Genomic DNA, 13,449 nt, shown 5'->3' on the forward strand with positions numbered 1-13,449 from the left:
GCGGACGGAATCATCACGCCTGCAAGGAACCGCCTCATGAACCACGACGTCATCATCACCTGCGCACTCACCGGTGCTGGCGACACGACCGCCAGAAGCCCACACGTGCCGGTCACCCCGAAACAAATCGCCGCGGCCGCCGTGGAAGCCGCCAAGGCTGGCGCCACCGTGGTCCACTGCCACGTTCGCGACCCGCAAACCGGCAAGTTCAGCCGTGACGTGGCGCTGTATCGCGAAGTGATGGAGCGCATCCGCGAGGCGGACGTCGACATCATCGTCAACCTCACCGCCGGCATGGGCGGCGACCTGGAAATCGGCGGCGGCGAGAACCCGATGGAGTTTGGCCCGAACACCGATCTGGTCGGCCCGCTGACCCGTCTGGCCCACGTCGAAGCATTGCTGCCGGAAATCTGCACCCTTGATTGCGGCACCCTGAATTTCGGCGATGGCGACACCATCTACGTGTCCACCCCGGCGCAGCTGCGCGCTGGCGCCAAACGCATTCAAGAGCTGGGCGTTAAGCCTGAGCTGGAGATCTTCGACACCGGTCACCTGTGGTTCGCCAAGCAGATGATCAAGGAAGGCCTGCTTGATAACCCGCTGTTCCAGCTGTGCCTGGGCATTCCGTGGGGCGCCCCGGCGGACACCACCACCATGAAAGCCATGGTCGACAACTTGCCGGCAGACGCGGTCTGGGCCGGGTTCGGCATCGGTCGCATGCAGATGCCGATGGCCGCACAGGCGGTGCTGCTCGGTGGCAACGTGCGGGTTGGTCTGGAAGACAACCTGTGGCTGGACAAAGGCGTGCTGGCGACCAACGGTCAACTGGTCGAACGCGCCTCGGAAATCCTCAGCCGCCTCGGCGCCCGGGTTCTGACGCCGGCTGAAGGCCGGGCAAAAATGGGCCTGACCAAGCGCGGCTAAACCTCACACATAACTCCTGTAAGAGCTGGCTTGCCAGCGAAGAGGCCAGGACATCCGCCGCAATGTTTGGCGGTGCTGAAATCGCCTTCGCCGGCAAGCCGGCTCCTACAGGGGATCACCGAATTCTTTTAGGACGATGCCATGACCTTCATCACCGAAATCAAAACCTTCGCCGCCCTGGGCAGCGGTGTCATCGGCAGCGGCTGGGTCTCCCGCGCCCTCGCCCACGGACTCGACGTGGTGGCCTGGGACCCGGCGCCTGGCGCCGAGGCGGCCCTGCGCAAACGCGTCGCCAATGCCTGGGGCGCGCTGGAAAAACAAGGCCTGGCACCCGGTGCATCACAGGATCGCTTGCGCTTTGTCGCCACCATTGAAGAGTGCGTTCGCGACGCGGACTTCATCCAGGAAAGTGCTCCGGAACGCCTGGACCTGAAACTGGAATTGCACAGCAAAATCAGCGCGGCGGCCAAGCCCAATGCCCTGATCGGCTCCAGTACTTCGGGCCTGCTGCCGAGCGAGTTCTACGAGAGTTCGACGCACCCGCAACGCTGCGTGGTCGGGCACCCGTTCAACCCGGTTTATCTGTTGCCGTTGGTGGAAGTAGTGGGTGGCAAAAACACTGCCCCGGAAGCGGTGCAAGCGGCGATAAAAGTGTATGAGTCCTTAGGAATGCGTCCGCTGCATGTGCGCAAGGAAGTCCCGGGTTTCATCGCCGACCGCTTGCTCGAGGCGCTGTGGCGTGAAGCCCTGCATCTGGTCAACGATGGCGTGGCGACCACGGGTGAAATCGACGATGCGATTCGTTTTGGAGCCGGTCTGCGCTGGTCGTTCATGGGTACGTTCCTGACTTACACCCTGGCCGGTGGCGATGCGGGCATGCGCCACTTCATGGCGCAGTTCGGCCCGGCGCTGCAGCTGCCGTGGACGTACCTGCAGGCGCCGGAGCTGACTGACAAGTTGATTGATGACGTGGTGGATGGCACCAGTGATCAGTTGGGTACGCACAGCATTTCGGCGCTGGAGCGCTATCGTGATGATTGCCTGCTGGCGGTGCTGGAGGCGGTGAAGACCACCAAAGAGAAGCATGGGATGGCGTTCAGCGAGTAACCCTCAGGTTTAGGGGCCAGCAGGTCTGGCCCCTTCGCGGGCAAGCCCGCTCCCACAGGGATCTGCTGAGTGGCATAGAGTGTATTTACACCTCAAATCACTGTGGGAGCGGGCTTGCCCGCGATAGCGACAGTCCAGACACCACCAATGTTGGAACAATCACCATGCCCACCCTCACCCCCTACCAAACCAAAATCATCCCCGACTGGGTCGACTACAACGGCCACCTTCGCGACGCCTTCTACCTGCTGATCTTCAGCTACGCCACCGATGCCTTGATGGATCGTCTGGGCATGGACAGCAACAACCGCGAAGCCAGCGGCAACTCGCTGTTCACCCTCGAACTGCACCTCAATTACCTGCACGAAGTGAAGCTCGATGCCGAGGTCGAGGTGCACACCCAAATCATCGGTCACGACAGCAAACGCCTGCACCTCTACCACAGCCTGCACCTGGTGGGCGATGACAAGGAACTGGCGGGCAATGAGCAAATGCTATTGCACGTCGACCTCGCCGGGCCGCGATCCGCACCGTTCAGCAATGAGACCCTGACCAAGCTGCAAGCCATTGTCGCCGAGCAGGCCGATCTGCCCACCCCCGCCTACATTGGCCGCGTGATCGCTCTACCCCCGACGAAATAACCACCGAACAAGGAGATCGCCATTGAACACCGCCGCCGCTTTCGCCGACTTCCGTACTTACCCGTTGATCAGCGCGCTGGCTGGCGTGCAGGCCCTGACGGATCACGTTCTGGTGAAGTGGGCCGATGACCGTGTCAGCCCCTTTCATCATCAATGGCTGCGGGACAACTGCCCGTGCCCGCTCTGCGTGTACACGGTGACTCGCGAGCAGGTGCTGGAAATCGTCGACGTCGAAGAAGATCTGGTTGCTGCAGAAACAAGCGTCGATGCCCAAGGCTGCCTCTGCGTCGCATGGCAGGACGGCCACCGCAGTCGCTTCGATCCGGGCTGGCTACGGGCCCACGCCTATGACGATGAGTCTCGCGCCGAGCGCCGCGTCGGCAAACCGCAAGCCAGACTCTGGAACAGCGATTTGCAGTTGCCGGTGTTCGATTACCTGGCGCTGATGAACGACAACGACACCTTGTTGCAGTGGCTGCTGGCGGTGCGCGACATTGGCCTGACCCAGGTCCGTGGCGTGCCCACCGAGCCCGGCTCGCTGAAGCTGATCGCCCAGCGGATTTCCTTCATCCGCGAGAGCAATTTCGGCGTGCTGTTCAACGTGCAATCCAAGGCCGATGCCGACAGCAATGCCTACACTGCCTTCAACCTGCCACTGCACAGCGACCTGCCGACCCGGGAGCTGCAACCGGGGCTGCAATTTCTGCATTGCCTGGTCAATGACGCCGACGGTGGCGAGAGTATTTTCGTCGACGGGTTCGCCATCGCCGAAGCCTTGCGCCAGGAAGATCCCGAAGCGTTTCAAGCCTTGTGTGAAATCCCCGTGGAGTTTCGCAACAAGGATCGTCACAGCGACTATCGCTGCCTCGCGCCGATCATTGCTCTGGACGCGTTCGGGCAGGTGTCGGAAATTCGCATGGCAAACTTTCTGCGCGGTCCGTTCGATGCGTCGGTGGAGCAGATGCCGAGGCTGTATCGCGCTTATCGCCGGTTCATTGCCATGACCCGAGAGCCTCGATTCAGGCTGATGCAAAGGCTCAATCCCGGGGAGCTGTGGTGTTTCGACAACCGCCGCACCCTCCACGCCCGCAATGCGTTCGACCCGGCCACTGGCGCGCGGCATTTCCAGGGTTGCTATGTCGACCGGGATGAATTGCTGTCGCGGATCCTCGTTTTACAACGTTAAACCGCGTCAGTCGAGCGCGACCCCGGCGTCATCGCGGGCAAGCCACGCTCCCACAGGGATTGGGGATTACCGCAGATTTGGCTAACGACGCCAAACCTGTGGGAGCGTGGCTTGCCCGCGATGACGTCAGCCCAGGCACCATCTCCCCCCATGAATCACAGGCAAAAAAAACCCCGATCAAGCCGTGACAGGATCGGGGCAGAGGTGGGTACTGTTGAGGAGCCGTTGCGCGAGGGTGACCAAACCTTCGTGAAGCCAGCTGAATCCAGTGTGCCCCCTCCTCTCTCTGGCAAGTTAGCCGAAAACGACATGTTCATAGCCATTGCGGCCATTGCGACAAATCTCCCTTGCCGCCAATCCGCGCCCCAACCAGAATCGAGCCAAGACAACGTTCCCTGAAGAAGGATTGCGTCATGATGCACGCGGATTTGATTGACCAGGAAGACCTGTTGGGCCAACTGAAGTCGTTGGGTTTTCAAGTACCGAGCGGCTCCACCGCCGAGCAAGCTTGTGAGTGTGCGGTGCGAGGCTTGAACGATGAACGGGCGATGACGCTGCGGATCATGGTCAAGCAGATGTACACCAGCAGCGCGACCATTCTGCCGGCCGTGCGCCAGGCTATCGACAAGCAATTGCTGCCGGCATTGGCGGAGTATCAGCAAAGCCGTAGCGCCTGATAGAACCCATCGCGAGCAAGCTCGCTCCCACAGTTGACCGCATTCCCCTGAGAGAACTCGGTCAATGTGGGAGCGAGCTTGCTCGCGATGAAGCCAACCCGGTCTTAGAGCCTTACGCTGGCGAACGTCGACTCATTGCGCGCCTGACTCAATGCCGACAACGGCCCGGACAACGGCGACAGCACCAGTGCCTGCGGCAGCGGCATCATCGCCACTTGTTGCGTGGTGTTGGAACCTACGCGCTCGTCACGCGGCGGAATGCCGAAGTATTCGCGGTAGCACTTGGAGAAGTGCGGCGTAGACACGAAGCCACACACCGACGCCACTTCGATGATCGACATCGGCGTTTGCTTGAGCAACTGCCGGGCGCGGATCAAGCGCAGTTTCAGGTAATAACGCGACGGCGAGCAGTGCAGGTACTTCTGGAACAGCCGCTCCAGCTGACGCCGCGACACGGCGACATACACCGCCAGTTCGTCGAGGTCGATCGGCTCTTCCAGGTTGGCCTCCATCAGCGCGACGATTTCCTGCAGCTTCGGCTGGTTGGTGCCGAGCATGTGCTTGAGCGGCACACGCTGGTGATCCTGCTCGTTACGGATACGCTCGTAGACAAACATTTCCGAGATCGCGGCCGACAGTTCACGCCCGTGATCGCGACTGATCAGGTGCAGCATCATGTCCAGCGGTGCGGTTCCGCCGGAACTGGTGAAACGGTTACGGTCGAGGGTGAACAGGCGAGTGCTCATGGCGACACGCGGGAAGGCTTCCTGCATCGAGGCCAGGCATTCCCAGTGCACGCTGCAGTCGAAGCCGTCCAGCAGGCCGGCGCACGCCAGGGCCCAGCTGCCGGTGCACACCGCGCCGAGACGGCGGGACTGACGCGCCTGGCTTTGCAGCCACGACACGTGTTCGCGGGTAACAGTGCGTTGAATGCCGATACCGCCGCAGACAATGATGGTGTCCAGGGCGGGCGCTTTGTGCATGGAGCAATCGGGGGTGATCTGCAGACCATCACTGGCCCAGACCTGACCGCCGTCGACGGTAATCGTGGTCCAGCGATACAGCTCGCGGCCGGACAATTGGTTGGCCATGCGCAGCGGTTCCACTGCGGAGGCCAGAGAAATAAGCGTGAAATTGTCCAGCAGCAGAAAGCCGATGGATTGAGGCGCACGGTTCTGGGGTTGAGCCCCGGAGTTGAACGTCGTCATCGCGGTATCTCCTCACACAAAGCGGGTGATGGCCTCAGGCGGAGGCTCTTGTTATGGCCATCGTTCTCGCGCGGGAGACGGGCTTTGTAATGACAGAGCAATTGCCATGCCTAAAATTGAATGCGCGTTCAATAACTCCTGAAAACGACGTCGGAATGTGTCTGTATATGACGTGAATGGAGTGTGGAATTTAAGTGCCATCAATGGCAGCAAGCGCTCTGTCCCGTTACCTGTGAGCAAATCGGTAGCACTTGTGGGAACAGGGCTGCGACGGAGCTGGGAAGAGTGTCACCACAAGCACGGGTGACGGGCGGTCAGGGCCGATTTTGATCCTTGCCCTGGGACGGGCGGCTTATCTGTAAGCGACGCGCCAAAACGTGGCGCGTTTTGAATCGGGTGTTCACTTTGCGCGCAGTTTTGATTGGTCTGGCCCCTTCGCGGGCAAGCCCGCTCCAACAGGATTCGTTTTGTAATCGAGAACCGAGGCCCACCATAGATCCCTGTGGGAGCGGGCTTGCCCGCGATGGGGTCAACGCGGTCTCAACACTCGACCGCGCTAACCGCCAACCCACCCCGGGATGTCTCTTTATATTTGTCATGCATATCAGCCCCGGTATCACGCATCGTGCGGATCACCCGATCCAGCGAGATGAAGTGCTGACCATCACCGCGCAAGGCCATTTGCGCCGCGTTGATCGCCTTCACCGCGGCAATCGCATTGCGCTCGATGCACGGCACCTGTACCAGCCCGCCCACCGGGTCGCAAGTCAGGCCGAGATTATGTTCCAGACCGATCTCCGCCGCGTTGCACAGTTGTTCCGGCGTGGCACCGAGGATCTCGGCCAGTCCGGCTGCCGCCATGGCGCAAGCCGATCCCACCTCACCTTGGCAACCGACTTCCGCACCCGAAATCGACGCGTTCTTCTTGCACAGAATTCCCACCGCCGCCGCACTGAGGAAATAGTCGACCACGTTGGCGTCAGTCACCGCTTCGCTGAACTTCATAAAGTAATGCAGGACCGCCGGAATAATCCCCGCCGCGCCGTTGGTCGGTGCCGTGACCATGCGCCCGCCCGCGGCGTTTTCTTCATTGACCGCCAGGGCAAACAGGTTGACCCACTCCATGGCGCTCAGCGTCGAGCCAATCACGTTGGGCTTGTTCAACTCCTGCAGGCTACGGTGCAGTCTGGCCGCGCGCCGGCGCACATTCAGGCCGCCGGGCAGGATGCCTTCGTGTTTGAGGCCCTGTTCGACGCAATCCTGCATCGCGCGCCAGAGCGTCATCAGGCCGGCGCGGATTTCTTCTTCGCTGCGCCAGACCTTCTCGTTGGCCATCATCAATTCGGCAACACGCAGGTTGTGTTGCTTGCAGAGACTGAGCAGCTCGACGGCGCTGGAGAAATCGTACGGCAACACCGTGCGATCCAGGTCCACCACACCGCTGCTGGCTTGTGCTTCATCAACGACAAACCCGCCGCCGATGGAATAGTAGGTGTCGCGATGCAGTTCACCGCCATCGCCCTCGGCAACCAGGGTCATGGCGTTGGGGTGGAACGGCAGGTTTTCGTCGATCAGGCGCATGTCCCGGGCCCAGATGAACGGCACCGGCAAACGCCCATCGAGCAACAGCGTGTCGGTTTCGCGCAGGGTGGCAATGCGCAGGCCAATCTGCGACGGATCGATCGCATCCGGCCACTCGCCCATCAGGCCCATGATCACCGCGTTATCGCTGCCGTGACCGATGCCGGTGGCCGACAGCGACCCATATAGCTGAACCTCGACGCGGCGCACTTGCTCCACAAGCCCCTGCTCACGCAAACCTTGCACGAACAACGCCGCGGCCCGCATGGGTCCCACGGTGTGCGAACTGGAAGGGCCAATACCGATTTTGAACAGGTCGAAAACGCTGATAGCCATTACTGCCGAACTCCTGGATGTGCCAACTCCAGACGCAAAAGCGCCTGGTGACGGAGCTGCTACGCTCAAGCTGCAATCCGCCGGTATGGCTGCATCATCAGGCTTTTACCGTGTCATTCGACGTCTGACACCGACGTACTCTTGTCCACAAACGCCGCGTGCGTTTTCCGCTGTGTTTTCGCCGTTTTTTTGCGGTTCAGAACAGCAAACAGGGCTGAAAAAAGCTGTAAGCGACGTCACCGACACTGGATGCGACCCTCCCTGTACTGGTTACGACGCACCCTGTAGGCGTCAGATTTTCACTGGTACATGATCGTATCGACTCGATTGCAAGGCGCCGTGGTAGAGATGTCTCCAAAACGCCATCCAACCGCAACCTATAAGTGCGGTGGTCCAGTCGGAACACTGCCAAAAAAAACACCAAGGAGTCCATTCATGAAAGGTTCCCCGCCGTTGTTGTTGGCCGCCATGCTGAGTCTGCCGTTTCTGGCGCAAGCCGCAGAACCGGCTCAGTGCAAAACCGTAAACTTCTCCGATGTCGGCTGGACTGACATTACCGTGACAACCGCCACCACCAGCGTCGTGCTCGATGCCCTGGGCTACAAGACCAAGACCACGATGATTTCCGTGCCGGTGACCTACAAATCCCTGGCCGACGGCAAGAACATGGACGTATTCCTGGGTAACTGGATGCCGACCATGGAAAACGACATCAAGGCCTACCGCGATGCCGGCACTGTGGACACCCTGCGTGCCAACCTGGAAAACGCAAAATACACACTCGCCGTCCCCGAAGAGTTGTATAACAAGGGTCTGAAAGATTTCGCCGACATCGCCAAGTTCAAGAAAGAACTCGACGGCAAGATCTACGGCATCGAACCGGGCAACGACGGCAACCGCCTGATTCAGAGCATGATCGACAAGAACGCCTTCGGCTTGAAAGACGCCGGCTTCAAGGTGGTCGAATCCAGCGAGGCAGGCATGCTCTCGCAAGTCGATCGCGCCCAGCGCCGCAACACCGCCGTGGTGTTCCTGGGCTGGGAACCGCACCCGATGAACACGCGTTTCAAGATGAAGTACCTGACCGGCGGCGACGACTTTTTCGGCCCGAACTTCGGTCAGGCGACCATCTTCACCAACACCCGCAAGGGTTACGCCCAGGAGTGCAGCAATGTTGGTCAGTTGCTGAAAAACCTGGCGTTTACCCTCGACATGGAAAGCACGCTGATGGGCAACGTCCTGGACGACAAAATGAAGCCTGACGCGGCCGCCAAGGCCTGGCTGAAAAAGAATCCACAGGTGCTCGATACCTGGCTCGCTGGCGTGACCACCATTGACGGTAAACCAGGCCTGGAGGCCGTGAAAGCCAAGCTGGCGCAGCCTTGAATCAGGAAGCATCGCTTACGCCGGGCGAGCGTGCTCGCCCGGGCTGTTTATTCCTTGCATGCGGACGTTCACTACCATGCTGATTGATCAGAAAATACCTTTAGGCCAGTACATCGCAGGCTTCGTTGAATGGTTGACGCAAAACGGCGCCAGCACTTTCGACGCCATCGCCGTGTCACTGGAAACGATGATTCACGGCGTGACTTTTGCGCTGACCTGGTTCAACCCGCTGGCATTGATCGGCCTCATCGCCCTCATCGCACACTTCATCCAACGAAAGTGGGGACTGACCGTTTTTGTCATCGCCTCCTTCCTGCTGATCCTCAACCTGGGGTACTGGCAGGAAACCATGGAAACCCTCGCCCAGGTGTTGTTCGCCACCCTGGTCTGCGTGCTGATTGGCGTGCCCTTGGGCATCGTCGCCGCGCACAAACCGATGTTTTACACACTGATGCGTCCGGTGCTCGATCTGATGCAGACCGTGCCGACCTTCGTGTACCTCATTCCTACCCTGACCCTCTTCGGTCTGGGTGTGGTCCCGGGCCTGATTTCTACGGTGGTGTTCGCAATTGCCGCGCCTATCCGCCTGACCTACCTGGGTATCCGTGATGTTCCCGCAGAATTGATGGACGCCGGCAAAGCCTTCGGCTGCTCGCGCCGTCAACTGCTCGCACGCATCGAACTGCCCTACGCCATGCCAAGCATCGCGGCCGGTATCACCCAGTGCATCATGCTGTCGTTGTCGATGGTGGTGATCGCGGCACTGGTGGGCGCCGACGGCCTGGGCAAACCCGTGGTCAACGCACTGAACACTGCTGATATCGCCCTGGGCTTCGAAGCGGGCCTGGCGATCGTTTTGCTGGCGATCATGCTCGACCGTATCTGCAAACAACCCGAAGCTAAAGTAGGGGGTGACGCATGAGCATTATTCGCTTCGAAGACGTCGACGTAATCTTCTCCAAAGACCCGCGCGAGGCGCTCAAACTCCTCGACCAAGGCATGACCCGCGACCAGATCCTGAAAAAGACCGGGCAGATTGTCGGCGTCGAAAAGGCCAGCCTGGACGTCGAGAAAGGTGAAATCTGCGTGCTGATGGGCCTGTCCGGCTCTGGCAAATCCAGCTTGCTGCGTTGCATCAATGGCCTCAACACCGTCAGCCGTGGCAAGTTGTTCGTCGAGCACGAAGGCAAGCAGATCGACATCGCATCCTGCACCCCGGCGGAACTGAAAATGATGCGCACCAAGCGCATTGCGATGGTGTTCCAGAAGTTCGCCCTGATGCCTTGGCTGACCGTTCGCGAGAACATCAGTTTCGGCCTGGAAATGCAGGGACGTCCGGAGAAGGAACGCAAAAAACTGGTCGATGAAAAACTCGAACTGGTGGGCCTGACCCAGTGGCGCAACAAGAAGCCCGACGAGCTGTCCGGCGGCATGCAACAACGAGTGGGCCTGGCCCGCGCGCTGGCGATGGATGCCGACATTCTGCTGATGGACGAACCGTTCTCGGCCCTCGACCCGCTGATCCGCCAGGGTCTGCAAGACGAGCTGCTGGAACTGCAAAGCAAGCTGAACAAAACCATCGTGTTCGTGAGCCACGATCTCGATGAAGCCCTGAAGCTGGGCAGCCGTATCGCGATCATGAAAGACGGCCGGATCGTCCAGTACAGCAAGCCGGAAGAGATCGTGTTGAACCCTGCGGACGATTACGTGCGGACCTTCGTCGCCCACACCAATCCGCTGAACGTACTGTGCGGTCGCAGCCTGATGCGCACCCTGGACAACTGTAAACGCATCAACGGTTCGGTATGCCTCGATCCAGGTGGCGATTCCTGGCTGGACCTGGCCGAAGGCAACACCATCAAGGGCGCACGCCAGAACGGCGCGAGCCTGGACCTGCAGAACTGGATTCCAGGGCAGGCGGTTGAAGGGCTGGGTCGTCGGCCGACGCTGGTGGATTCGAACATCGGCATGCGCGATGCGCTGCAGATTCGTTATCAGACCGGCAACAAGCTGGTGCTGCACGATAACAACAAGGTGGTCGGGATTCTCGGGGACAGCGAGCTGTATCACGCGCTGCTCGGCAAGAATCTGGGTTAAAGCAATACACACAAAAACGCCGCGAGAGGATCGCGGCGTTTTTGTTAGTGCGTAGAACCTGTGGGAGCGAGCTTGCTCGCGATGAGGGCTTAACAGTCAGCCTGATTGTCGACTGACCCACCGCCATCGCGAGCAAGCTCGCTCCCACAGGGATTGCGGTGCAGCTACTTGCACCGCAGCCCTCAAGTTTTAGCTATAGACACGGCCAAGGAGCTGCCGATGGCTTTCAAACTGATCGAGCACGTCACGGGTGATCTGATCCTGAGTGAAGCCCATCAAATCGTAGTCCTGGCTGCCGTTGTGCAGGTACACCTCGGCGCGGTAGTAGCGTGCTCGGGGTTCCTCGGCACTTTCTGCCGACACCGTGTCGCTCGCCGCCGCCAGATAACCATCCAGGCTCACTTCGTAGACAAACGGGTTGCCCTCTTCCATCTCGATCCGCACGCCCATGCAGCGCTTGGCTTTGCCCAGCAGCGTTTGCACGTTCAGGCCCTTGCCACGCAATTGAACCACAGCCTCTTCCAGCGCCGGGCTGACTTGCTTGTCCATGAAGCGCTGAACGATCGACTGGTTCGGTTGCAGGTCCAGCTGAGTCAACCGCTCGCTGAAACCACGACGACCACGGGCGGCGAGTTCCGCTTGCTCCTGTTCGATCTGCACGTCCTGGCGCATGGCCTTGTGCAAGCCGAACATAAAGCACACCAGCACCACCGAGAACGGCAGACCGGCCAGCACCACCATGGTCTGCATGGCTTCGAAGTTACCGGCGAACAACAGGCCGATGGTCACCAGGGTGATCACCACCGACCAGAAGATCCGCAGCCAGTGCGGCGCATCTTCGTCAACATTGCCGCCCTTGCACGAAAGGTTGGCCATCATCACCGCGCCGGAGTCCGCCGGGGTCAGGAACAGCACGAAACCGACGAAGATCGACACGCCGATCACCACCTTCGACGCCGGGTAATGCTCCAGCAACTGGTAGATCGCCATGGATGGCTGTTCCAGCGCCGTCTTTCCGAGCTCCACCGCTCCATGGTTCATCACCAGGTCCAGGGCCGAGTTACCGAAGATCGACAGCCAAGCCAGGGTGAAACCCAGCGGGATGAGCAGCACGCCAGCCACCAGTTCACGCACCGTGCGACCACGGGAAATACGCGCGATGAACATGCCGACGAATGGCGCCCAGGAAATCCACCACGCCCAGTAGAACAGAGTCCACAGGCCCAGCCAGCGGTCGGACTTCTCACTGTCGCCTTCATAGACATAGAGGTCAAACGTCTTCAGCACCACACCGTTCAGGTAGTCACCGACGTTTTGTACGAAGCCGTTGAGCAGGTGCAGGGTCGGGCCAAACAGCAGCACGAAAATCAACAGGCCGCTGAACAACACGATGTTCAGGTTGGACAGACGGCGAATGCCGTTTTCCACACCGGACACGGCAGCTATCGTCGCCACGGTGCTCATCACGATGATCACGATCAGCAGGTTGGTGTTGCTGTGTTCCATGCCGAACAGGTTTTCAAGGCCCGACGACACCTGCAGCGAGCCAATCCCCAGGTTCGTCACCAGACCCAGCAGGGTCACGAACATGCCGAAGCCGTCTACCGCGTGTCCGGCCGCGCCTTTGACCCAGCGCTCGCCCACCAGCGGATACAACGCCGACCGCAATGCCAGCGGCTGGTTATGCCGGTAAGCAAAATAGGCAACGGCCAACCCGACCAAGGCATAGATCGCCCAGCCATGCAGGCCCCAGTGCAGGAACGTCAGCTGCACCGCCTGACGGGCGGCAAGGTTGCTGCCAGCCACGCCTTCCGGCGGGTTGAAATAGTGGTCCAGCGGCTCGGATGCACCGAAGTACAGCAGCGAAATGCCAATACCCGACGAGAACAGCATCCCCGCCCAGGCACCGTAGCTGAAGTCCGGGGTGTCGTCCTTGCTGCCCAGCTTGAGCTTGCCATAGGAGGAAAATGCCAGGCCGACCACGAACACCAGGTAAGCGGCGATCACCACCATGTAGTACCAGCCAAAGCTGCGGGACAACCAGGCCTGAGCCACTCCGAGCATTCTGCCGGCCTCTTGCGGGGCGATGATCAGAATGGCGGTCAACAGCAGGATCAGCGCGGTAGAGGTGTAGAACACCCAACCGTTGACCGTCACCTTCTCGGGCGGGGTCTTTATAAGAGAGGCAGAACTCATGGCACAGAGGCTCCGGCAGTGCGAGAGAAAAACACAAGGCAACGCGATACCCGACCAATCGGTTAGAGGGCAGCCGACCGACGGGTGATATAAAGACACCCCGAAAAAAG

11 protein-coding genes are annotated in these 13,449 nt (G+C 60.1%); 8 read left to right on the plus strand and 3 right to left on the minus strand.

Going from position 1 to position 13,449, the window contains the following annotated elements; translation table 11 throughout:
• Positions 1 to 36: 36 nt before the first annotated feature.
• The 5 genes from cdhC to ACA067_RS30550 all read left to right on the plus strand — a co-directional run bounded on the left by cdhC (position 37) and on the right by ACA067_RS30550 (position 4,535).
• Positions 37 to 924 carry a 3-dehydrocarnitine:acetyl-CoA trimethylamine transferase CdhC gene (gene cdhC, locus ACA067_RS30530; RefSeq protein WP_497459784.1) on the plus strand — a complete coding sequence of 296 codons (888 nt, stop codon included), beginning with the start codon at positions 37 to 39 and terminating at the stop codon, positions 922 to 924.
• Positions 925 to 1,065: 141 nt separating this feature from the next.
• On the plus strand, positions 1,066 to 2,031 hold the full coding sequence (locus tag ACA067_RS30535) for an L-carnitine dehydrogenase (RefSeq protein WP_497459785.1): 966 nt from the start codon (positions 1,066 to 1,068) through the stop codon (positions 2,029 to 2,031).
• Positions 2,032 to 2,195: 164 nt separating this feature from the next.
• Positions 2,196 to 2,672 carry a thioesterase family protein gene (locus ACA067_RS30540; protein ID WP_497459786.1) on the plus strand — a complete coding sequence of 159 codons (477 nt, stop codon included), beginning with the start codon at positions 2,196 to 2,198 and terminating at the stop codon, positions 2,670 to 2,672.
• Positions 2,673 to 2,694: 22 nt separating this feature from the next.
• Complete coding sequence (locus tag ACA067_RS30545) at positions 2,695 to 3,858, plus strand: gamma-butyrobetaine dioxygenase (protein WP_497459787.1); 1,164 nt, start codon at positions 2,695 to 2,697, stop codon at positions 3,856 to 3,858.
• 413 nt (positions 3,859 to 4,271) lie between these two features.
• A complete protein-coding gene (locus tag ACA067_RS30550; protein WP_497459788.1) occupies positions 4,272 to 4,535 on the plus strand; it encodes a hypothetical protein in 264 nt (87 codons plus the stop codon).
• A 104-nt stretch (positions 4,536 to 4,639) separates the two neighbouring features.
• On the opposite strand, the gene gbdR is transcribed toward ACA067_RS30550, so the two are convergent.
• On the minus strand, positions 4,640 to 5,743 hold the full coding sequence (gene gbdR / locus ACA067_RS30555; RefSeq protein WP_046029844.1) for a choline metabolism transcriptional regulator GbdR: 1,104 nt from the start codon (positions 5,741 to 5,743) through the stop codon (positions 4,640 to 4,642).
• Positions 5,744 to 6,283: 540 nt separating this feature from the next.
• On the minus strand, positions 6,284 to 7,660 hold the full coding sequence (locus ACA067_RS30560; RefSeq protein WP_497459789.1) for an L-serine ammonia-lyase: 1,377 nt from the start codon (positions 7,658 to 7,660) through the stop codon (positions 6,284 to 6,286).
• Between the two features lie 435 nt (positions 7,661 to 8,095).
• On the opposite strand from ACA067_RS30560, the gene ACA067_RS30565 reads away from it, so the two are divergent.
• The 3 genes from ACA067_RS30565 (at position 8,096) to choV (ending at position 11,143) form a co-directional block, all read left to right on the plus strand.
• Entirely contained in the window at positions 8,096 to 9,046 is a 951-nt protein-coding gene (locus ACA067_RS30565) for a choline ABC transporter substrate-binding protein (RefSeq protein WP_497454378.1), read from the plus strand.
• A 76-nt stretch (positions 9,047 to 9,122) separates the two neighbouring features.
• Positions 9,123 to 9,968, plus strand: coding sequence for a choline ABC transporter permease subunit (gene choW / locus ACA067_RS30570; protein WP_497459790.1), 846 nt, complete (start codon positions 9,123 to 9,125; stop codon positions 9,966 to 9,968).
• Positions 9,965 to 11,143, plus strand: coding sequence for a choline ABC transporter ATP-binding protein (choV, locus tag ACA067_RS30575; protein WP_283181978.1), 1,179 nt, complete (start codon positions 9,965 to 9,967; stop codon positions 11,141 to 11,143). Before choW ends, choV begins: the two co-directional genes overlap by 4 nt.
• A 189-nt stretch (positions 11,144 to 11,332) precedes the next feature.
• Here choV and ACA067_RS30580 read toward each other — a convergent pair whose 3' ends face one another.
• A complete protein-coding gene (locus tag ACA067_RS30580) occupies positions 11,333 to 13,282 on the minus strand; it encodes a BCCT family transporter (RefSeq protein ID WP_497462870.1) in 1,950 nt (649 codons plus the stop codon).
• Between the last annotated feature and the right edge of the window lie 167 nt (positions 13,283 to 13,449).

The organism is Pseudomonas sp. LBUM1674 (genome assembly GCF_059695635.1).